Raw genomic sequence first — 21,617 nt, 5'->3', positions numbered from 1 at the left:
ATCTCACTCAAAGTCGAATTTGAAACTTCTTAAGCCATGCTCCAAAACATATCACCCGCCACACGTGGTAGCTGAACGGAGCTCTGCCGGCCAAAACGTTCGAGAAAACTTCGCGCATCGCCGGCTTGATGATTCCTCGAGACAAGTTGATCGCTTCGTCAATCCTCTCGGAGACCTGCCTCGCCTGCTTGCCTTTCATCCAATATTCTTCCGCGGTCAAGAACCCTTTCTTGTCGTGACGCGTCAGTATCTTCTCAGGAACCAGACCGTGCATGGCCTCCCGGAGCACACGCTTAGTTAGCCCACGCTCGAGCTTGAACGCGTCAGGTAAGCTGAGGACATATTCGACGAGGCGATAATCAAGAAATGGCACACGCGATTCGATCGAATGCGCCATCGAGTTTCGGTCTTCCCAATGCAGGAGCATCTGGAGGTTGGCCCCTCCCAGCTGGGCAAGCGAGAGGTCGCGAACCGATTTGGCGCGCGCTCCGAGCGCCACCATGGGATCACGATCGAGCGCACCGAGCGCCTGTACGTCGATCCAATCCCTTCGCATCTGCGTCATCCCTCCCAGCGCGCCCAGCGGACGAATCGAGGAGGGCATTAGGTTTGCAAGAAAATATTGCAAAAACTTCTGAGGCCCGTAGCCATGAAGGGCTCTCACAGATCGAAACTCGGCACCAAACTCACTCAGATTTCCCTTCCGGAGGAGCCCAGAAAGCCTCGCACCGATGAAGCCATGATAGCCAGCCAGATGTTCGTCGGCGCCCTGACCATCGAGCATAACCACAACATCTTGTTCGTGTACCGCGCGAAAAATGCACCACTGCGCGAAGATGCTGCCCGACCCAAATGGCTCGTCTTGCGTCCAGACGAGTTCGTCGATCCGATCGAATAGTTCCTCGCCGGTCGGGAAGACGTGGGTTTCTTGAATATTCGTTCCGCGCGTTACCTCGGAAATAAAGTCTCGTTCATCAATGCTAGAAAATTCCGAACATGACGAGAACGTTCTCTGCGGCTGCACACTACCGATCGAGCACAACAGAGCGCGGACCAAACAAACGATAGAGGATGAATCAAGACCTCCGGACAAGCAAGACCCAAGCGGCACGTCCGCCCGCATTCGCAATCGCACCGCGTCGAAAAGCAATTCTCGCAGGTGCTGCGCGGCATCCTTAAACTCCAGCGAGACACCACTTATCCTTGACGAAAGGTCATACCATCGGATGGACTTCAGTTTGGTCTCTAACGTTTCATCCAAACGTCCGCTGGCATCCAGTTGCACGACCGCATAGTGGCCGGGCGGGATCTGAAAGACTCCCTTGAACAGAGTCTCTTCGCCGTGATCTTGGAGTCCCCATGCGAGAAAATCGAACGCGGGCTGAGCCGCAATCTCACGATGCCAGGTCGACAGGGCTGCGAATGCCTTAATCTCCGAAGCGAATGCCAGTGAGTCGCCCCCCGCTCCGACCAGATAATAGAGCGGTTTAATGCCAAATCGATCTCGGGCTAGGAGAAGTTTTTTCGCTTTCCGATCATATAGCACCATCGACCACATGCCGTTGCAGCGATCGAACAACTCGACCCCCCATTTATCGTACCCGGCCAACAGGACTTCCGTATCGGTGCCCGAGCGAAAAATGTAGCCGCTTTGTTGCAGTTCCTCGCGTAGCTCGATGTAGTTGTAAACCTCGCCGTTATAGACGATCCAGTAGCGATCCATATAGGACATCGGCTGATGGCCGAACGGAGACAGGTCGACGATCGACAATCTGCGATGCCCCAAGGCAACAAATGACGCCTGCGCATTGCCCAGCCAATCCCGTTGATGCACCGTCGGCTGATATGGCAACGAATTCATTCCGTCGAACGCGGCTGTATCATCGCCGGACAGACAAACGGGGCCCCTCTCCGGAAAAACTACGTATCCCTCGTCATCTGGACCTCGATGGCTGATAAGTTCCGCCATTCCGACCACGTGACTAATGTCGATTGAACGCGACTGAACTAGCCCAACAATTCCACACATCTAGAGCGCGACCCGATCAGCAAGGAGAAGATAGATGACATAACAGAAGAATTCGCTTCCGACATACGCAGCCAGCAAGCGCTCTAGTGAAACGTTGCCGGCAAAAGACCAAAACAAACCGGCAGTCACCAGAAAATAAAACGTCTGCCAGATCGCGCAGATACGCAACCGACGCTTCAGAATAAAAATGCCTGTTACGGGGGAAACGCAGCTTCGCACGGCAACAGGAGCGAATACCAAAAGGAGGAACGCGGTATCGGTGCGCCAATGATTGCCCAGGAGCAACGAGAGCACCGGCGAGCCGAACAACGCGACAAATGCCACGAGCACGCACGTCGCACCCGCCAGACTGATCACGACGCGTCGCTGAAACCCCCTTGCGGATTGGCCGGCTCGGACGACGTCACCCGCGCGCTTCATAAAAACCTGCCCTACTGCCAGCGCAAATAGCATGACCGGAGCGGCAAGGAGGCGCTGCGCCTGAGCGAAATTGCCTGCATCCATTGATGAGTATTGCGAGGAAATGAACCATATCGGAATAGCCAACGAGACGGTATCAAGAATTGAGGTAGGTAGTGACATCAGCGGAAATTCGCGGAACCGCCAGGCCTCCGAGGCAACTTCACGCACATCCGTCGACCGCAGCCCGGCAATGAATTTCGCAGCAAGCGGCAAGGCCGTCAGAAAGCCGAGCAGACAACTGCCGATGAGACCGATCGGCAGAGTTATCGCGGCGACTGAAAATGTTGTCGGTTGTCCGGCCCGCAGCACGCTCGACCAGCCAAATTGGCCGCGCCGGATGGTGAGCGTCGAGGTTGCTTGATAGATTCCGCAAATGAGCGCAGCCGCAGCTATCCAGTACGGACTTAGATGAGTGCCCACTGCCTGGCGGAATAGCCTTTCTCCCCATCTAGAGCAGACAAAAGCGAGCACAAGCGCCGCAGTGATGGCGGCCGCCAAACAAGCGACAACAAAGATGCGAATAATTTGGTTATCGGCAGAAGCGTTGAGCGCGGCATCGTAGCGAAGGCAGGCTACAGCCACGAAGACATTGCATACCGCCAAAAAGACTGCATACTCCCCAAACTGAGCTGGCGAGTATATTCGCGATAAGAGAGGCGTTGCCGCCAATACGATCAACTGACCGGCTGCTGAACCTCCAGCAATTGTTGCCATGTGCCTCAGGGATTGATTCTTAGCTATCTGGCCCCCGCTCCTGATGCGCGTCGTGATGGAACCAAAATTGAGGACGCGCATGGGTCACAGTTGAGTTTAGAGAATCAGCCAACGAGGACGGTCCGTCTCGACATAGGGCTGCCGGACAAATGATGAACGCTTTGATCAGTCGGGCTCCCCCGCTTTGCAGCTATCCGTTCAAGCTACGAACGTCAATCCCTGCTCTGGACGCCTGCGTAGGCTGATCGGAGGAAGGTCCCCTTGCCAATTCCCGGCTTTGCTTCCCTTTCCCAACTAAATAGACCTGAAATCGGCCACAGTTTCCTTAATCTGTGCTAGGCGTAGACCATACAAATGGCGCCATTTCATCTAGATGTGCCGTCTGTCATTGTCTCCGACTAGAGACAAATCAAGCTCTGCACTCCGAGACCTCGCAAATGCATTTTACGACCACGCGTACCACCGATTGGCTCTCTCTTGTTTGGAAAAACAAATATGCGGTTCTGCCCTGTGCGATTGTGACCTCGATAATCGGCGTAACTCTCGCGAGTCTCCTTCCCAAGACTTATGAATCGAACGTTTTGGTTCGAGTAAACACGATGAACGCGTTTGCTCCATTTGCGGTGTTAATACCGGACGCCTCTTTTGGCACATCAGCAAACATGGAGATCAGAGCGCAGCGGATCTTTGTAAATCTGCTTCGCGACAATAGCGCTTGGCGAACATACATTCTCTCTCATCGGCAGCTGTTTGGCGGCGTCGACCTCAACAACCCGGATAAGCTCCGGGATACCATCACCAAAGATCTCGCTGTCGTCCCGTCGCTCAATGTGCAAGATCCGACGGATACTTCGATTCAGATCAAGTTTAAGTACAAGAGCGGAACATCTGGCCCCGAGATTTTGGATGGTTACGTCAATTCCACGATCGCTGCCACTAAGCAGACTATTTTAACGGAAGGTCGATCAATACTGGTTGCAGCAAAGACCAAGTCAGAACTTGAGCTGGCGAGACTCCGCCAATCGCGGGACTTGTCTGCGAACCAACAAATGCTTGAGTACCGGAACGCCTTGGACGCGGCCAAAGACGCGGGAATTGAGAAGCCTTTGACAGTTAGCTCCAATTCGTCAGTCTCAGTCATAAACGGACAAATGCCACTCTATCTGAATGGCACTATGGTGTTGGACGCCGAGTTGAAGAGCCTTTCGAAGCGGATCGGAAACGATCTCGCCATCCCAGGATATGCGGACCTAATGGCCTCCATCACGGATTACGAGAGCAAACTGAAATTGCTGGATAAGGCGTTGGATGACCCAATGCGCGTTACCCAATCAGCCTACGAGTACCCATCAATATTTCCGCCTATGATTCCGATTGCGCTAATTGGTTTTTTGATAGGAGGCGTCTTAGGAATCCTCTGGAGTTATCAGCGATCCTAGCATTACAGTTGTAATTTTTGCTTGAGATGCGCTTTGCGCGCGTTGGCTTGATGAGCCCTGCGCCAGGAAGACCATGCGAGGATGTGGGCATGCGGGATGCGCCGCTGGGCGAGCTTCATGGCGATGTGGCGGATTTCCTGGATCGACTAGCGGATCAAGAACGATGCTTCGGTCGGGGCCGCGGTCGCGTTTTTTTAACCCCAACCCTACGTTTCTGATCTCGCCGATCTTCTCTACTTTAAGTTAACATCCAGGGCAAGAATCGGGACCGACCTCGGTTTCGCTAACACCTCCCATTTGGGCCATTGACTTCCGTGCGCCGACAGTTCTCAATCCGCGCATCAATTCTCCAATAGGAGGTCTAGAGAACCGCATTTGAGGGACGATCAGGATGGTGATATTTGTTGTTTTCTCAGCTTTGGTTATCGCCGCTTTCGGTTTACTGGCCTATTGGTTAGGCTATCGCGCAGGGTACCGCAAAGGTCAGGATTCTGCCGCTTACTTGTTCGCGAACCGTTTGGTGTGCCTATCAAGCTGCGGACCCCTCTTCCGTTCGCGGGGCTGCTTGAACTAGCCTTGTGGCTAGTTGTCCCTTTCGGGGGCCGGCGATCAGAGAGCGATCCAAACGCAAATGGCTTCCATCGACACATGATGCGACAGGGGACTACCCGATCTGCGGTTCGCTTCGCTCCAAGATGGCAGCGGATAGCACAGCGACATCATCTCGTAACCGGAGGCAGCTACCTCCATCGAGGTGCACGCATGTCGTGCGGCGCGTCGTTCAGAATCTCGAGCATAGATCGGGTAAAACGTCGACTTTTTGACAATACACTGGCTCTTATTAATGAAGCTTCAGGATGGGGTCATGGAAGATTCCGTAAGAATAGTGATTTACTGCTATCTCGCTTTGGGCTTCATCCTCGTGGTGATAGCGCTGCTTGAAAAAGTTGTGATGCCCAAGCTATCGGTATGGATAGCAACTCGTAGCCCGGCGTCCACAGCCTCGAAGAGACCTTTGAATGTCAGCGGACCGCCGGCCCCCGAAGGATTTTTTGACGCGCTAGGAAAGTATCACGCAATCTGGCAGGGGCTGGACCTAGTAATAGACTTTGCGATTGGCGCGCTTACAGGCCTGGATGAACCTTCAAAGCTAGCCAGCGTTCGAAGCAACAAGATATCGTTCGGAACAAAGATTCGACAACTCAAGGACCTTGTCGAGGCATCGAAACATCGAGACAAAGGCGCGATAATCGCTGCCATTTGGGCGCTGGACAGAGCGTATCGCAGCGAGCTTACTCATTCGTACCTTGCATCTTCCTGCTCAGCCGTCAGATTCATCTATGGCGGGAATCAAGATGGAGCGAAGCCATGCTCAATTACATTCTCCGGACCTCAATTTATCGAACATGTTGCGCAATTCTCAATCACGGCTAAATCACTTCAGAATTTGCTTGGCCTCGATTCGTCAGAGCTCGTCGCCTTTTCAGAACGTGCACTCGATAATGCGCCACCATGTTCATGACCTCTGACCACGGGGTGATCCAAAGCTAGCGGTGAAATAGGAAACGAAAAGTCCGGGCTGCGATAAGATTGCGAGCGTCGATCGCGGATGACAGTGACAAGCGAACGAACGAGCAATGCCTTGGTGCTGATACCGGCTCACGATCGCGGGGCCACACGGCACGACCACGAAGTCTCCAGCCGCTCACTAAAATAACGTTGTGCGATCCGTATCGCTCCGGCGAAGGCTGCCTTGCGCGGTGTGATCGAGATTGAAGACATAGGCGTATGTCCGACCGCTGAGTCGAGCAGGTTAGGCACGTGGCACGTGTCGGACACTGAGCGACCTACCCTGCGAAGCACTGCTGCAAATTCAGCATCATCAGTGAAGGACAACTGCCACCCTGCCCTCAATTCTCAGCCATTTAGCGTCGTACGGCTCGATTGAGTAATGCCACGCCAGCTGGCTAATTATAATACCAATGGCCCTAAGGATTGACTGTTGCCCAAGTGCGGCTTGTGATTGAGGCGATGCGATCTGGATCATTTGCGAAGAAGTTCCAGGCTTCGCAGGTCTTGGCGACGATATCGTCGTAGTCGTCGAAGACGGTGATGGCGAGCTTGTTGGCGCGCAGGTACTGCCAGACGTTTTCAATCGGATTGAGCTCGGGCGCATAAGGCGGCAGCTGTAACAGAGTGATATTTTCCGGAGCTCGGACGGTGCCGGCACTGTGATAGCCGGCGCCGTCGAAGACGAGAACGGCATGTGCGTCGGGTGCAACTTTGCGGCTGATTGCCTCCAAATGCAGTGACATCGCCTCTGCATTTGCCGTCGGCATGACAAGACCCGCGGCGACGCCACGTTGAGGACAGGCGGCACCGAAGAGATAAGCCCAATCGTAACGTCGATCGCGCGGCGCGCGAGGCCGTGAGCCACGCTTGGCCCACACGCGTGTCAGCGTGCCCTGCTGGCCGATCCGCGCCTCGTCCTGGAACCAGATTTCGATCGGCTTGCCTTGGGCGTGAGCGGGGAGCGTTGTCGTGAGGGTCGTAGCAAAGTTTTTTTGAACGCTTCCTGAGCCGCTTCATCGGCTTGCGGATGGCGCGGCCGCACCGAGAGCCGGCGGTACCCGAGCTTGGCCAGAACCTTGCCGACCGAACGTTCGTGCAGTTTGACGCCAAACCGCCGCTCAAGCGCGTCGCGCAAATCCACCCGCCGCCAACGTACGACCCCATGCTGCTCAGGATCGGGACCGGCCTCGACCAACGCGGCCAATTCGGCCTGCTGCTCTGTCGTCAGCCGCGACCGCGGTCCCGTCGGTTTGCGCGACCGCAGTCCCGCCAAGCCTTCGGCGTTATAACGATGCACCCAGTCCCGCAGGGTCTGACGATCCATCCCGCAACTTTCGGCTGCCTTCTTGCGGTCCGCGCCCTCCAGCACAAGCGCAAGCGCCAATATCCGCCGCGCTACCGTACTATTCTTCTCTCTGCGCGCCGCCTTCCGAAGCTCGCCCGCGGTCAAATCAAGCCGCGTAATCGCTACCGCTGCCCCCATCGATATTGCTCCTGTCTACGCAGCAACATCGATTCAGAAACTCACTGATTTGGGAATCCCAAATGTGAGTCAAATCCGGGGGCCGTTGGTATAAGCCATTACGGTCAGATCTGGCCGAGTTTGCTCGTCAGGACGTTCGAGGTTTCTGCTGCGAGGAAGTACGTCAAACGTCGAGCGGAAGGTGAACACGTCGTCCGTCGCGCGCTGAACGATAGATCGCTGTCAGAACCTCAAGAGAACGAAGACCTTCCCGACCGTCCGTCTCTGGCTCCGCCTTTCCGCGGAGAACGTCGATTACATTCGCGTAATAGAGCGGATGGCCGAATCCATAGACGGACGTGGTATGATAGCTTGCGTCGGCGATCTTCCGGTCGTCATCGCTTGGCTGCGCAAATTCCCAGTGCTGGATCTGGTTAACGGCGACGCCGCCGATGCGAACAGTTCCACGCTCTCCGAGAATCGTAATCGAACCCTCAAGGTTCTTAGGATACGTCAGCATAGTGACGTTCATTGAGCCTAGAGCGCCGGAGCGCCAGCGAACCGAAACAACTCCACTGTCTTCAACTTCGATAGACCGCGCCAATGTCGCAGTATACGCTTGTACGCTTTCGATAGGTCCGATCATCCAATCCAATAGATCGACATAGTGACTGGCCTGGTTCATAAAGGCACCACCGTCGAATTCCCATGTTCCACGCCATTTCGCGCTGTCGTAATATTCCTGCGGTCGCGTCCAAAAAACATTGATGTTGACCATATAGATGCGACCGAAACGACCCTGATCGAGAGCACGCTTGAGAAGCTGCAGGGTTGCATTACGACGGTTCTGTTTTACGACAAACAGATGTATCCCGGCCCTGTCGCAAGCCTCGACCATTGCCAGGCCATCACGCCAGCGCGTAGCCATCGGCTTCTCAGTGATAACGTGCCGACCGCTTGCAGCAATGGTCGTTGCTTGCTGGCTATGCAAGCCACTCGGGGTCGTCAGCACCACTGCATGCGCGCTAGTGGACCTGAGCATGGCCTCGAGATCCATCCAAGCCTTCGCGCCAGTGAGCTTACTCGCAGCGCCCAGCGCGTTTGGATCAACGTCGCAGACGTCGACAATTTCCGCCGAGCTGGCATGCTGCTGGACGGCGGCGAAATGATTTTGGGCGATGCGACCACATCCGACGAGTGCAAAGCGCACCTTAGCATCAACTATCGGCGCAGATTTTGTCATCATGACTTTACAATGTTGTCCGCAGCATCCAGATACTTGCCACGCGTGTCGACGATAAGGGAAGCGTGATCTCTGATCATCGCATAGTCAAACCGATCATGGTCAGTGGCGAGTACGATACAATCATACGAGGCAATACTAGCTGGCGTTAGCGCGACGCTCGACAGATTAAAATAGGTATGGTGGCGAAGCTTCGGAAAGACCGCCACGTGAGGATCGCTGTAAGAAACATTGGCGCCCAGCTTCTGCAGTTTCTCCATCAGAACCACCGCAGGCGACTCACGCATGTCGTCGACGTTTTTCTTGTAGGCAATTCCCAGCACAAGGACGGACGCTCCATTGAGCGATTTGCGGGACTTGTTAAGCGCGGTGACGATCTTGGTGATCACATAATCTGGCATTGCCGCATTTACCTCACCCGCCAGCTCGATAAAGCGAGTGTTGACACCGAATTCACGTGCCTTCCAAGTCAGATAGAAAGGATCGATAGGAATGCAGTGCCCTCCCAATCCTGGACCGGGATAGTAAGGAACGAATCCGAACGGCTTGGTAGCCGCAGCACGAATCACCTCATGTATATCGATACCCATCTTGTCGGCGACGATTTTCATCTCGTTGACAAGTCCAATGTTGACCGCCCGATGGATATTTTCGAGCAACTTCGTGAGTTCCGCTGCTCGCGTTGAACTGACCGGGACGACGCGATCAATCACTTGCCCGTAGAGTCTCAGGCCTGCCTCAAGACAACGCTCGGTAATCCCGCCGCAGACCTTGGGAATTGTCTGGGTTGAAAACGCCGCATTGCCAGGGTCCTCGCGCTCTGGCGAATAAACCAGAAAAAAATCACTCCCTACCGTGAACCCGCGCGATTGAACGCGGGGCAACAACTCCTCATCAGTCGTTCCGGGATAGGTCGTGCTCTCCAGTGACAAGAGCTGCCCTTCGCGCAAGAAGGGCACCAGCGAATCTGTTGTCTGAATGACGAAACTAAGATCGGGCTCGCGATATTTGTTGAGCGGTGTTGGCACGCACAGAATAAGCACGTCGGCTTTGCCCGCACGTGAAAAATCACTTGTTGCTTCGAAACCTGCCCCGCGCACGTGTCCGATACGATCGGCCGAAATATGTTCAATATAACTACGACCCGCGTTCAGCGCGTCGACCTTTGTATCGTCTATATCGAACCCGATGACACGATACCCCGCCTCGCTAAAGCGGAGGACCAGTGGCAATCCCACGTAGCCCAAGCCAACAATACCAATCACTGAGTCACGGGACTCGATCTTTCCTAAAAGCGCAGCCAACACAGATTAACGTCCTCATCAAGCTTTCGGCTGCGAAACTAGGTTGGTAATTCAGCCGCACACCAATCCAGCCCACGCTACACCATATGGTAGCAGCGGGAACCACGCTGGCCAGTCAAACTAGGTTGCCGAACGGTTCATTGCAACTTCTTTTTAACCTGACACCCAAGCTAAGTCCAAGGGCCGCCTATCAATTTAGCGAATTGCGGGATTCGTGGTCTCACACGCAAAAGCCTCGAACCGCCTCCGTTCCGAGCCTCTTCAAACTCGAATCCGATCGCCGGAACCACCGCCACCAAGAGTTCGAATAATGAGACTGAGGTCGTAGAGCAAACTTTGTTGGGCCAAATACTCTGCATCGACCTCCGCCAATCGTTTTGGTTCGGACATATCGATGCCCTGTACTTGGGCAAGCCCGGTAATCCCTGGACGAATGCTGAACACGCCGCGCAGCTGTCGCTCTTCAATCAACTCGGTCTGGAGCGGCAGGCATGGACGCGGACCAACCAAGCTCATGTCGCCCTTGAATACATTCCAGAGCTGTGGCAGCTCATCAAGCTTTAGCCGCCGAAGCAAGCGTCCCAGACCGGTCACCGACGACGCGGAGACATTGTGCGTCGCATCCGTCGATGTTTCAAAATGCATGGTCCGCAGCTTGTAACAGGTGAAGATTCTCTGCCCCAGTCCCACACGATGTTGCTTAAAAATACCTGGACCACGAGACGTTGACCGTACAAGCAGCGCAAGTAGAAAGATAAGCCAAATTAAGCAGATAAGCCCTATCGCGCTTATGATAAGGTCGAAAGTACGCTTCATCTGGTCCAGAAATGCTTGTCAAGCGAAAGAGCTATTGGGCTACCCGTACGAACGATGATCGTCAATTGACTATGGGTGAGTTACGGAGACTTTGTGGCAGTCAACTGTGGCTGGAAACAGCCCCGGACCGGTTGTCCTGTTCGATTAGTTCTAATTCGTGACTGATGATGCTCGATCAGTCCTTCTCTGACTCACCTCTCTATCGCGGCTAATATCCCTACCGGTTTTCTCTTTTGCGCTGCAATTGGTGAATTTCGATAGCTCAGCGCGGGTTTGGCTTCGATGCTTCACGCCCTTGCCGGCCGCAACAGGTGCGTGAGGCCGGCAAAGGCCTTGTCGGTCACCGGCCAGAACAGTAGCACGATCGCGAGCGTCGTGATCGTGCCGACAAGCCCGTTCGACCAGAACACCTTCATGTCGCCGCCCGATCCGATCATCGACAGGCGGAATGCGTCCTCGGCGCGATTGCCGAACCAGCGTCAGCGTGAACGGAGCAAGCGGGATGCCGATCTTCTTGAAGATATAGCCGACGACGCCGAATCCCAGCATCAGCCAGATGTCGAACATCGCGTTTTGGATCGCATAGGCGCCGATCGCGCAGGACACCACGATCATCGGCGCGACGGCTGCGAACGGCACGCGCAGGATCGAGGCGAAAATCGGCACGGTGGTCAGCACCAGCACGAGGCCGACGACGTTGCCGAGATCCATCGAGGCGACCAGGCCCCAGACGAAATCCTTGTGCTCGACGAACAGCAGCGGCCCCGGATTGAGCCCCCACACCATCAGGCCGCTGAGCAGGATCGCCGCGGTGCCCGAGCACGTTGAGGATCCAGGACGAGCGCAGCAAGAGATCGACCTTGCGATCTTCGGCCTCCTGCTGCAGCGTACTGAGGAACGGGAACAGGATCTCGCCGACCTTCAGCACACCGATATAGACCGCCTCCTCCAGCCGCTGCGCGACACTGTAGAATCCGACGAATTGCGGCCGCAGCAGCGCTCCAAGCAGGTAGCGGTCCGCCTGCCCGGCCAACAGCGCGCCGGTTTGCGCCGCCAGTTGCCAGCCGCCAAGCCTGACCAGCGCGCGAAGTGCGCCGCGATCGAGCGGCGGTCGCGCGAGCCAAGATCCTATGGTCCAGCCGACGGCCATCAGGAAATTCGTCGCAAAGCCTAACGCCTGACAATCGAGGAACGTCGAGGCGCGCGGCGCTTGTGGTATGAGTAGTAACATCGACATCGTCGCCACGAACGTGGCAACAATGTTGATCGACGCGATCCGTCGATAATTCCGGTGTGCCGCAAACAACGAAAGGAAGACCGCGTAGAGGCACTGAAACAGCCAGCCGACACCGGCCAGCGCAAAGGCAAGCCTTAAATCGTCAGCGGCCGGCCTTCAAGGCGGAATCCCGCCCGTGCCAGCGGTGCTCCAGCAAGAAAAAGCAACGCCGCGATCAGACCGCCCACGACAATGGCGAGCGTCAGCGCAGTCGCGAAGAAGCGCCGCGCTTCGTCGCGATCCGGCGCCCTCAACCTTTGCGCGAGCTCGCGTGCCGACGACAGGCTAAGGGCATTGCTGAATATTAGCCCGGTGCGACGCAGGCCTCACCAGCCCCGCGACGCCGAACGCGGCGGGGCCGAGACGGGAGATCACGAACGGCAGGATCGCCAGGTTGAGCAGCACAGCGACCGCAAAAGCGATCGCATTCCATGCCGGGTTACCGAGCAGATCGGAGGGACTTTTCTTCAATACCATGCCAGCCTTCGGCGACCCTTCGATGCGTCTTAAGCACCTCTTCTGTCGAGCAAAACCCCTTCAGCATCGGCTAGCAGTCGGCGCATCAATTGTCGAGAGTTGGTGGCCACCGGCCCAAGCCGGGCATCGGCGCCAGTTCACCGTGAATTTTGCATTCCGGAACCGCCATCTGGCTCGCCAGTGAGCCGATTCAGCCGACAAGCTTCGAAAATAATAGCATGGCCAACGACGTCACGCCATTCAGCCAACCTCGCCTGACCAGGAAGAAACTCGTCGATCTGGCCGAGATGCAGCGCTCCTTGCCGATCGCGCTTCGCTCAGTCACGTCCGATTGAAGCCTCACAGTACAGCCTCATTTAACCAGAAGCTTCTTCTTAGCCTGCTCGCAGGCTTCCTTTGCGACAGAAAAATCTCGTGTTGGCTTGAGCAGCCGTTGTTCCGAGCGCTGAGTCCCAAGGCCGCGCATAGCATGCACGCTGCCGACCTCCCGATAGTCCCGGGATGCATCAATTCCATAGCGTTGCAACAATTTCGACGGCAAGGCAGTAGGTGAATCCGGCTCGGTCAGAATCCATGCCGCAGCGATCATATCGCAGTCGGCCATATCGAGTGCCGCATTGAAGAAATCGTTGGAGCCGGCATATCCGCCAAGCAGCCAAGCGGCTCCGGGCGCCTGGGCGCCGATGGCATAGACCAGACCGGGACTGCGACCGCCTAGATCGATCATTGGACCGCCTGGTACCAATCCATTTTGTTCTGCCAGCAGCCTCAGATCCCGAATATAAGCTGCCGTTTCAGCGCTGAGGAGAAGCGACGAGCGTTTGGTACCGAGGTTGGTCGCGACGGTCTGAAGACGCAACGGCTGCATCTGGCGGTAGGGATGTTCCATTGCAGCAGACAGGACAATAGTTGGAACCAGCAATGCAGCCGACGTCACCGGAACTAGCTTCCACCACGCTCCTTTGCGTGCAGCAATGTCCGCGCTAATCACGATGGGGCAAAGGAGCCAGAAGAAACCGGCCCACGCACCCTGCCTCCAATAGTTGTTTTCAGTCCCGATCGCAAAGGCGTAGGGCAAAATGAGGAAGAAGACTACAGCCGCAACATTATCACGTGATAGCGCCGTCCGACCAAACCTTGGAAACATCAACACCGATACGGCGACCGCAATCGAGACAGCCCACACAAGCATCGGCTGGAACGGCTCGTAGGAAATTGCCGGCAATACCAAGCCGGTGCTTACCGAGATGCTGCTTACTGCCAAAACGAGCGCCACGAGCGCGGCCCCAAGCCTTGTGGCTGCATTCTCGAACATGACTATCGTGGTCGCGGCCAGCGCTGCGACGAGCACCAAGAGAAAATTGATCTCCTGCTCATCACTAAAGTGAAAGGAATCCAGGCGCATGGCACGGAGGGCATCGTGGCTGTCGGAGAGAGTGTGGAGAAGGTACAAGCCGCTCAATAGGCGATCGATGCCGCCGGCCAACGATCCGTCGATCATAAGCGCGCAGATAGCCAGGAACACCGCAGCTGTAAACACGGACAGCGCCAGACCGCGAAACTGGAATCGGCCTGCGATCAAAAGATAGGCGAGCACGGCAAATCCCAGCATCGCTGCAGACGTTGGCTTTGCGAGAAATGTGAGGCCTCCGGCTACACCGATCAGAATCCACGCAGCAACGCCCCGCTTTGGGTCATTGGGTCCGGTGCGTAGCGCACCGATGGCACAAAGCATTAAGGATACAAAGGTTAGCGCGTTGTACCCAGGCGTTGGAATCCATAGATCGAAGAACGTCAATGCACCAGCGGCCATCGCAAGCGCAAGAGGAATCGCCTGAAGCAGCGGGAGTTCCTTTCGATCCGGGCGCGCGCATGCGATCGAGCGAAGAAGAATTGTGCACAGAACAAAGGCACATCCAAAGATTGCTAGCACATTGACCCACCGAAGCTGCACAACGCGGCCACCGAGAAGCTGGTAAAGCGGGTGGTACACGAATCCAAACTGGCTAAGCGACGCGGTGTACCGATGTGGCGACGAAATCCAGTTAAGATAGAAACCTTCATCGGTGAAATCAAAGCCTGCCTCGCAACGTAGCAGAACCCATGTCAGCAACGACAGGGACGCCAGGACGCTGACACCCAGCGCGACATAATCGATTGCGAACATAAGTGAAGGCGGAGCAGCGCCGCACGTCGGCACGACCAGACGAATATCCTTGCTCAAACGAGCCCCCTGCAAGAATTTAGGCAAGCCTCGTGAGCGGAACACCGTCTCGAGGCTGCGACTTCATCAGCGGCATATCGCACCGTCAGCCATTGCGCCAGACCAACCGCACAAGAACCGCAATACACGTCGAAGTCGGTCCGATCCGTTGTCTTTGGCGCCGAGCGGGGGACGAATGGCACGCTACGCTGGCCACTATCCCCAATACCGATTGCCTGCCCTCGGACGGGGACGCTGCCCGCTCGCTACCAAAGCTGCAGGACGGCCCGGATGGCCTAACGGTCCTGAACGACACTAGGCGGCCAGCCGGACATGCGTGTCAGCCTAAGGATGACCCTTTGCTCCTCGAACGCGTGGGCTGCGTCGAGGGATGAGCCGCCGGCGCGGTGATTGTCGGAGATTAGCGGACCCGGGGCTTGATAACGCGTGCACAAATTGGCAGTTGATTCTGCACACCGAAACCGCCTATCTGGCGTGCCCGCGCTCAATTTCCACCGACATTGCAAGGCCTGAAAGCAGCACCGTGGCCACTGACCCCATTCCCTTCAACCGGCCCTACACGACCGGAAAGGAGCTCGACAACATCGCCCAGGCGCAGCGCTCCCTGCATCTGTCCGGCGACGGCTGCTTCACGATGCGTTGCCATCGCTGGATCGAGCAGCAGACCGGCTGCGCCAAGGCTCTCCTGACCCATTCGTGCTCGTCTGCGCTCGACATGACGGCGCTGCTGCTCGACATCGCCGACGGCGACGAGATCATCATGCCGTCCTTCACCTTCGTTTCGACCGCGAATGCATTCGTGCTGCGCGGCGGCATACCTGTCTTTGTCGACATCCGCCAGGATACACTCAACCTGGACGAGTGTATGATCGATGCCGCAATCACGCCGCGCACGCGCGTGATCGCGGTGGTGCATTATGCCGGCGTCGGCTGCGAGATGGACACGATCATGACGATCGCGAGACGGCACGGACTGGCCGTCGTCGAGGACGCAGCGCAAGGTGTCGCGGCCCGCTACAAGGGCCGCGCGCTGGGCGCGATCGGCGATCTCGGCAGCTTCAGCTTCCATGAGACCAAGAACGTCATCGCAGGCGAAGGCGGCGCGCTGCTGGTCAACGCCCCCGCGCTGGTCCAGCGCGCCGAGATCATGCGCGAGAAAGGCACCGATCGTGCCCGCTTCTACCGGGGCGAGGTTGACAAATACACCTGGCAGGACGTCGGCTCGTCTTACTTGCCGAGCGAAATCAACGCGGCATTCCTGTGGGCTCAGCTTGAAGAAGCCGAGCGGATCACGCGCGAACGGCTCGCGCTGTGGCGCCGCTATCATGCGGGCCTGGAGGACCTGGAGCGTCAGGGATTGCTGCGCCGACCGATCGTGCCGGCAGACTGCCAGCACAATGGCCATCTGTACTATGTGCTCCTGGCGCCCGGCGTCGATCGCCAGATGGTTTTGCGGAAGCTCAAGGACAACGGCGTCAACTCCGTGTTTCACTATGTGCCGCTGCATTCGTCCCCGGCCGGTCGGCGTTTCGGGCGCACCTTCGGCGACCTGCCGTTGACGACGTCGTTGTCCGAGCGGTTGATCAGGCTGCCGATGTGGGTCGGACTGACCGAAGGCCAGCAGCAACGGGTTTGCGACCTGCTGGGCACGATCCTGAGGGCGTGACCGTGATCCCCAGAACAGGCCTCAAAGGCCGTCCGGCTCGCCATTCTTCGGCCTCGAGCGTGGCGTGAAGGGTGCGTAAACGCCGTCGAGTGCGCCGGGCACCGGCTGAGGGGCCGGCATGGTGGGCTTACCCGCGGACGGCGCGGCCGCCTCTTCCTGGCGTTGCAGCACGAGAACCTCGCTGCGGCCGGCCTTCTGCAAGGTGACCTCCCGCGCCTGCACGGCGCTGAGCTGCCATCCTGCGTGCGTATCACCCCGGCGCAGCGAACGACCTTCTGGGTCGTCCGGTCGACGACACTGCGATAGCGTCGCCTTCGCCGACAACCGCCCCGATCAGAGGCAACGCCGGTGGTCCGGTGCAGCCGGGGCCGGCGCTTTGGCGTCCGGCTCGGCCGTCGGTGCAACAACCGCGGGCTGTGGCGGCCGCCGCGAGGCCGAGAAGAGCGGCCGGGCCGCAGTCACGGTCAGGCCGACAATAGCACCAACCACAGCGGATCTCCCCTCGACAGTGCTCCGGCCGGCTCCTGATTCGGCCGCGCCAGCGGCTTCAGGCCGCCGACATCGACGGAGTCGGAGCCATCCCCGGTCCGGTCGACCGGAAGCACGTCCAGGGACAACGTTGCGGGCCCCGCGGCAGGATGCGGGCCCGGTCTCGGCCAACGGCCAGGCGCCACGCCGGCATGATCTCGTAACAACCGACGACCCGTTGCGGCAACTGAGTCTCACCATCACCCCGCTGGTGCTGGTGGCGGCCAGCCTGCTTGCCGCCCCAGGCCCCGATGGGGTGCAGGGCGCAATCCGGGGCGCGCTGATGCTGGGCTGGCAACCGCCGCGACCGGCGCCGCATCATTCCGAACGAACTGACGGGCGCCGCAGCAGCCCTGGGGCTGCTCCAGGCCGCAACCGTCGCCAGATGCGGGCTGGTATGGCCTGCTGCGGGCGGCCGGGGCGGGCGCTCGCGATCCCTTCCGCGCTGATGGCGGGCTACAGGGCCTGGCGTGGCCGTAACGGGCTTGGGCTGGGCGATATCAAGCTTGCCGCGGTGGTGCCTGACTCGGGCTGTCCACCCTGTTCGCCGTGGTCGAGATCGCAACCCCGGCTGCGCTGGCCGCCTATCTCATCAACGCCGCGCTACGGCGGCGGCCGCTCCGATCGACCGCATTTCTTCCCTTCGGCCTGTTCCTGGCGCCCGCGATCTGGCTGGGCTGGCTGGTCGAGGCGCCGTTGAGCTCACGCTCGACCAGCGGAATGAATATCCGCGACGCCCGCCGGTAGCCCTAGCGGACTCCACCACGCATCGAATACCTCAGCCCAGTTCATCATACTCTCTCTCAACGAACGCGCTTTGCCTGTGTGCCACCGGCCGACGCAATCTAGACTGCTTGTGCCACGACAACGCGACTGCCTCCTGCAGGCCATCGAATGCCTGCCAGGGTCATCCGAACCTCGGCTTGCAATATACCGCGTAGCATCCCGTTGACGACGGGATTGAGCTTGAATTCATAGACGTCTTCATCCGCACTTGGTTTTCCGGGTTTCAAGCGGCTGGCCATCATCAGCGGCAAAAGCAGTGCCGTGAAAGACGATGAAAAGAGGACCTCGAAACCGTTGCGGCGCAACTTCGCTTCCAGTTCGCCGCGGCGATAGCGCCGTTGATGGTAGGCGACCTCGTCGGCCCGGCTCCATAGCCAAGGATGCTGCGGTACGGTGATGATCGCGCCGCCGCCGCGCTTCGTGGCGGCTCGCAATCCGCTCAGCACCGCCTCATCGTCCACAATGTGCTCAATCGCGTCGAACGCGCCGGTGAGGTCGAACATGTCCGCCGCGGGGAGATCGCGCGCATCCATTTGCACGAATTCCACCTCGGACGGCAGACGCTCCTTCGCATGCGCCAGTCCGGCTGGGTGCAATTCCGAGCCGACCAGGCGTTGCCACGTGCGGGATCCTGCCATGGCTCGCAACACAAAGCCTGTCCCACAGCCTATCTCCATGAACGATCGCGCTTGTGGGAAAAACCGGTCAGCCAAACCGACGATGAGCCGGTTGCGGGCGACAAACCAAAAATGTCCGGCTTCCAGCTGCGCAAGCTCGTCGAACGCATCGGGATCAAATCCGCTGGCTGTATTCGCAAGCTCAGGAGCGAACATGGGAATCCCCTCAGCTTGCGAAACAACGTGCGCACACCGAAGGCAACGCCAGCCAAGTGGCCAAATCGGTTGATCGGCGGCCACTGGTTCGATTGCATGACACGCCAGACAACGCCGCCCCGACGCCAACTCAACGCTCGGCTGCATCCTTCGTCCTACGCCGTTCGACTGCGCTTCCCGAGTTACGACCAATTCGACCATCGCGCGAAAATACCGACCATAAGAGGATATGGCAGCTTCGGCCTGCCACCAAATTGGACGGTGCAATCGCGTAGATAACGAGTTGACGACATCAACGCAAATCCCTCTCGGACGGCGCGTCCGGGAGGTCCTCATCCAGCCCTGCGAGCTGCTCCAGCCTGTTGCTATTTCAGTGCGGGAGGCGGGAGCGTCAGCGTCCCATCGGCACCATTTCCGTTCAGCTGGTTGGTGCCGTAAGACAGCATGGTCCCTGCGACGCCGGTTCCGTTGCCAGTAATCTCCGATTGTCCGGTGCGCACCTGGGCCGTCGCGCCACTCTCAAGAATGCCCGTTCCATTGTTAATGGCAACGACCCGCGCCGAGCAACATCCTCGTCAGTGCAATACCGTTCCAGATCGACATTGGCAAGCAGACCGGGTTTTTGGGCATTGGCAATCCACGTCAACCAACCCGGCCACTGGAACGCCATGTCGCTCTGGGGTATTTGTCTCGCCAGCGTTGCCTGGTCCCCCCGGGGGTGAATTTGGTTTCTTCCGTGTCTCACCGATCCTCCATGACTTCCTTGAGCCAGCGAACCGCGAGCGTGCAAAGATGACCCCCGCCACCACGCATCCAGCAATGAAGGATGGCGATTCGGACGCTTTGCCCGCCGGTGACGACCGCTCCGCTGGTCCCACCTGGTCATTCGTCGTACCTGTCTATGGTTCACCGGAAAGCCTCGAGCTGCTGAGCCAACGCATCAAGGATGTATGCTCACGGACGAACGTCTCTTACGAACTGATCCTCGTCGATGATCGTTGCCCCAAGGGCTCCTGGTACGAGATCGAACGCTTGGTCGCGACCGATTCCGCGATCATCGGTATCCGCCTCTCGCGGAATTTCGGCCAGCACGCAGCGATCCAGGCCGGCCTGTCCCGGGCAACAGGCGAATGGACCATCGTCATGGATTGCGATCTTCAGGACCAGCCGGAAGAGGTTCCAAGGCTGTGGGCCAAGGCCAAGGAAGGCTTTGAGGTGGTTCGAGCCGAGCGCGTCACGCGCAACGATCCCATTCACCGTCGATTGCTGTCGAAGATATTCTACGGACTGCTGAGCTACTTGACCGACACCCGCCAGCGGCCGGAATTCGCAAATTTTGGAATCTACAGCCGGCGGGTGATCGAGACGATCACTCGTTGGCAGGAGGAATCGAAGTATTTTCCAGCCATCGTTTCCTGGGTCGGCTTTTCGCAGACGACGCTCGCGGTTGAGCAAGCTCCGCGTTTTGAAGGGCGTTCCAGCTACACCTTCGGAAAGCTCGTAGCACTGGGCATGAACGTTATTGTCGGCTTCTCCGACAAGCCCCTGAAACTGGTCATGGTCACCGGGTTCCTCATTGCACTGCTCTCGTTCAGCATGACGTTCTTTGTTCTTGTCTCACACCTGATGGGCGCACTCACGGTGGAAGGCTGGGCCAGCATTGCCTTGTCGCTCTGGTTCCTTGCCGGAAGCCTGTTGTTCGCAGTTGGCCTCACCGGCCTTTACGTCGGACGAATTCTCGTCGAAGCGAAGGGACGGCCGACCTTCATCGTCGATCGGATTCTGACCGGCAGCGGCACCGAGCTGCGCCCTGAAAGCCAAGCTCGCATTCTTCAGGCCGACGACCACACATGCTGAGAGCGGGGCAGATCGTCGTTTGTGGCGCCGGGTTGAAGGGCGCGGTCTTCGTCGAAGGCCTGCTCCGTTACGGAATCGAGATCGGAACCATCGCGAGCTACCCCCAGGCCGGCGATCAGGCCAACGGCTTCGAGCGCCTGCGCGATCTTGCGCTGGAAAGGTCGATCAACCTGCTTCGAACGCGCCATCCTGTCCTTGCCCCCGAGAACCTCGTCTTTCTGGTCGGCTGGCAGTATCTCCTGCCGGCAATCACCGCTTCCACCGTGGTTTTTCATGATTCCCTGCTTCCCAGGTACCGAGGCTTTGCACCAACGGTCACCGCACTGATCAAGGGCGATCGCGAGATCGGCGTGACCGCGCTGCACCCCACTGAGACGGTCGATGCAGGCCCGATCTACGCACAGCGTGTGCTTCCGATCTCTTATCCGCTCAAGATCCGTGACGCGTTGGAGCTTCAGGCCGATCTGATGACGAAAATCGCCGTCGAACTTGTCGGGAAATGGCGAAGCGGTCAATTGTCGGCCACTCCTCAACGTGAGGATCAGGCGACCTACAGCATCTGGCGGGATGATGCCGACTACGAGATCGACTGGTCGAGCGATGCCGAGACAATCCAGCGGTTTGTGAACGCGGTTGGATACCCTTATGCCGGCGCCCGCACCACGGTCGGCGGGACAGAAACCGTGCGCATTTCCGATGTTACGATCGTCCCAGACATGACCTTCGAGATCAGGACCGCCGGCAAAATTTGGAGGCTTGATAAAGGTTCTCCCATAGTGATTTGCGGGACCGGAATGTTGAGGATTGATCAATGCCGCCGCGAAGATGGCGCGGCATTCATTTTTGATCGCGTGCGGTCGCGACTACAAAAATCAGAATGAACAGAGGGGAATTGGCTATGTCCTACCATTGCCATGCGCCGCATCGCG

The 21,617-nt window shown here is 57.8% G+C and carries 16 protein-coding genes and 2 pseudogenes; 6 read left to right on the top strand and 12 right to left on the bottom strand.

From position 1 onward, the window contains the following. Positions 1-7: 7 nt before the first annotated feature. Positions 8-2,029: an asparagine synthase (glutamine-hydrolyzing) gene (gene asnB / locus MTX19_RS12825; RefSeq protein ID WP_280986002.1), complete on the bottom strand. Its 2,022-nt coding sequence runs from the start codon at positions 2,027-2,029 to the stop codon at positions 8-10. Further along, positions 2,030-3,205: an oligosaccharide flippase family protein gene (locus MTX19_RS12820; RefSeq protein WP_280986001.1), complete on the bottom strand. Its 1,176-nt coding sequence runs from the start codon at positions 3,203-3,205 to the stop codon at positions 2,030-2,032. It abuts the gene before it with no gap. A gap of 437 nt (positions 3,206-3,642) precedes the next feature. Between MTX19_RS12820 and MTX19_RS12815 the strand changes: the two genes are divergently transcribed. After that, on the top strand, positions 3,643-4,644 hold the full coding sequence (locus MTX19_RS12815) for a hypothetical protein (protein ID WP_280983909.1): 1,002 nt from the start codon (positions 3,643-3,645) through the stop codon (positions 4,642-4,644). Positions 4,645-5,509: 865 nt separating this feature from the next. Next, positions 5,510-6,166, top strand: a complete 657-nt coding sequence (locus MTX19_RS12810; RefSeq protein WP_280983908.1) for a hypothetical protein — start codon at positions 5,510-5,512, stop codon at positions 6,164-6,166. 466 nt (positions 6,167-6,632) lie between these two features. Here the strand turns inward: MTX19_RS12810 and MTX19_RS12805 are convergent. From MTX19_RS12805 to MTX19_RS12770, 8 genes and pseudogenes are all read right to left on the bottom strand, one after another. Continuing rightward, a protein-coding gene (locus MTX19_RS12805) for an IS630 family transposase (RefSeq protein WP_280979624.1) occupies positions 6,633-7,699 on the bottom strand; the annotation gives its coding sequence in 2 pieces (ribosomal slippage) (positions 6,633-7,213 and positions 7,213-7,699; 1,068 coding nt in all). A 163-nt stretch (positions 7,700-7,862) separates the two neighbouring features. After that, positions 7,863-8,924, bottom strand: a complete 1,062-nt coding sequence (locus MTX19_RS12800) for a Gfo/Idh/MocA family oxidoreductase (RefSeq protein ID WP_280986000.1) — start codon at positions 8,922-8,924, stop codon at positions 7,863-7,865. Further along, positions 8,921-10,228: a nucleotide sugar dehydrogenase gene (locus MTX19_RS12795; protein ID WP_280985999.1), complete on the bottom strand. Its 1,308-nt coding sequence runs from the start codon at positions 10,226-10,228 to the stop codon at positions 8,921-8,923. The genes MTX19_RS12800 and MTX19_RS12795 overlap by 4 nt, the downstream gene beginning before the upstream one ends. Positions 10,229-10,486: 258 nt before the next feature. Further along, a complete protein-coding gene (locus MTX19_RS12790) occupies positions 10,487-11,041 on the bottom strand; it encodes a sugar transferase (RefSeq protein ID WP_280983906.1) in 555 nt (184 codons plus the stop codon). A gap of 287 nt (positions 11,042-11,328) precedes the next feature. Beyond that, positions 11,329-11,860, bottom strand: a pseudogene (locus MTX19_RS12785) (tripartite tricarboxylate transporter permease); the annotation flags it as partial. Between the two features lie 106 nt (positions 11,861-11,966). Then, positions 11,967-12,380, bottom strand: a pseudogene (locus MTX19_RS12780) (oligosaccharide flippase family protein); the annotation flags it as partial. Positions 12,381-12,602: 222 nt separating this feature from the next. Continuing rightward, a complete protein-coding gene (locus tag MTX19_RS12775) occupies positions 12,603-12,794 on the bottom strand; it encodes a hypothetical protein (protein WP_280983905.1) in 192 nt (63 codons plus the stop codon). 352 nt (positions 12,795-13,146) lie between these two features. Next, on the bottom strand, positions 13,147-15,018 hold the full coding sequence (locus MTX19_RS12770) for a hypothetical protein (protein ID WP_280983904.1): 1,872 nt from the start codon (positions 15,016-15,018) through the stop codon (positions 13,147-13,149). Positions 15,019-15,541: 523 nt separating this feature from the next. Here MTX19_RS12770 and rffA point away from each other — a divergent pair. After that, entirely contained in the window at positions 15,542-16,684 is a 1,143-nt protein-coding gene (rffA, locus tag MTX19_RS12765; protein ID WP_280983903.1) for a dTDP-4-amino-4,6-dideoxygalactose transaminase, read from the top strand. A gap of 21 nt (positions 16,685-16,705) precedes the next feature. Here the strand turns inward: rffA and MTX19_RS12760 are convergent, their stop codons facing one another. Continuing rightward, positions 16,706-16,885, bottom strand: a complete 180-nt coding sequence (locus MTX19_RS12760) for a hypothetical protein (RefSeq protein WP_280983902.1) — start codon at positions 16,883-16,885, stop codon at positions 16,706-16,708. An 876-nt stretch (positions 16,886-17,761) separates the two neighbouring features. Here MTX19_RS12760 and MTX19_RS12755 point away from each other — a divergent pair. Continuing rightward, on the top strand, positions 17,762-17,959 hold the full coding sequence (locus MTX19_RS12755; RefSeq protein ID WP_280983901.1) for a hypothetical protein: 198 nt from the start codon (positions 17,762-17,764) through the stop codon (positions 17,957-17,959). Between the two features lie 98 nt (positions 17,960-18,057). Here MTX19_RS12755 and MTX19_RS12750 read toward each other — a convergent pair whose 3' ends face one another. After that, a complete protein-coding gene (locus MTX19_RS12750; protein WP_280983900.1) occupies positions 18,058-18,831 on the bottom strand; it encodes a class I SAM-dependent methyltransferase in 774 nt (257 codons plus the stop codon). 792 nt (positions 18,832-19,623) lie between these two features. Between MTX19_RS12750 and MTX19_RS12745 the strand changes: the two genes are divergently transcribed. Continuing rightward, positions 19,624-20,688: a glycosyltransferase family 2 protein gene (locus tag MTX19_RS12745; protein WP_280983899.1), complete on the top strand. Its 1,065-nt coding sequence runs from the start codon at positions 19,624-19,626 to the stop codon at positions 20,686-20,688. After that, positions 20,682-21,569 (top strand): formyltransferase family protein, encoded by an 888-nt coding sequence (locus MTX19_RS12740; RefSeq protein WP_280983898.1) that lies wholly within the window; start codon positions 20,682-20,684, stop codon positions 21,567-21,569. Before MTX19_RS12745 ends, MTX19_RS12740 begins: the two co-directional genes overlap by 7 nt. Positions 21,570-21,617: the final 48 nt, after the last annotated feature.

It is taken from the genome of Bradyrhizobium sp. ISRA464 (assembly GCF_029910095.1).
Lineage (GTDB): Bacteria > Pseudomonadota > Alphaproteobacteria > Rhizobiales > Xanthobacteraceae > Bradyrhizobium.
This window is presented reverse-complemented; position numbering and strand designations above follow the sequence as displayed.

Excerpts from the sequence above, each read along its gene's own strand:
- asnB (WP_280986002.1), bottom strand. The coding sequence starts at position 2,029 with ATGTGTGGAATTGTTGGGCTAGTTCAGTCGCGTTCAATCGACATTAGT.
- MTX19_RS12820 (WP_280986001.1), bottom strand. The coding sequence starts at position 3,205 with ATGGCAACAATTGCTGGAGGTTCAGCAGCCGGTCAGTTGATCGTATTG.
- MTX19_RS12815 (WP_280983909.1), top strand. The coding sequence starts at position 3,643 with ATGCATTTTACGACCACGCGTACCACCGATTGGCTCTCTCTTGTTTGG.
- MTX19_RS12810 (WP_280983908.1), top strand. The coding sequence starts at position 5,510 with ATGGAAGATTCCGTAAGAATAGTGATTTACTGCTATCTCGCTTTGGGC.
- MTX19_RS12800 (WP_280986000.1), bottom strand. The coding sequence starts at position 8,924 with ATGATGACAAAATCTGCGCCGATAGTTGATGCTAAGGTGCGCTTTGCA.
- MTX19_RS12790 (WP_280983906.1), bottom strand. The coding sequence starts at position 11,041 with ATGAAGCGTACTTTCGACCTTATCATAAGCGCGATAGGGCTTATCTGC.
- MTX19_RS12775 (WP_280983905.1), bottom strand. The coding sequence starts at position 12,794 with ATGGTATTGAAGAAAAGTCCCTCCGATCTGCTCGGTAACCCGGCATGG.
- MTX19_RS12750 (WP_280983900.1), bottom strand. The coding sequence starts at position 18,831 with ATGTTCGCTCCTGAGCTTGCGAATACAGCCAGCGGATTTGATCCCGAT.
- MTX19_RS12745 (WP_280983899.1), top strand. The coding sequence starts at position 19,624 with ATGACCCCCGCCACCACGCATCCAGCAATGAAGGATGGCGATTCGGAC.
- MTX19_RS12740 (WP_280983898.1), top strand. The coding sequence starts at position 20,682 with ATGCTGAGAGCGGGGCAGATCGTCGTTTGTGGCGCCGGGTTGAAGGGC.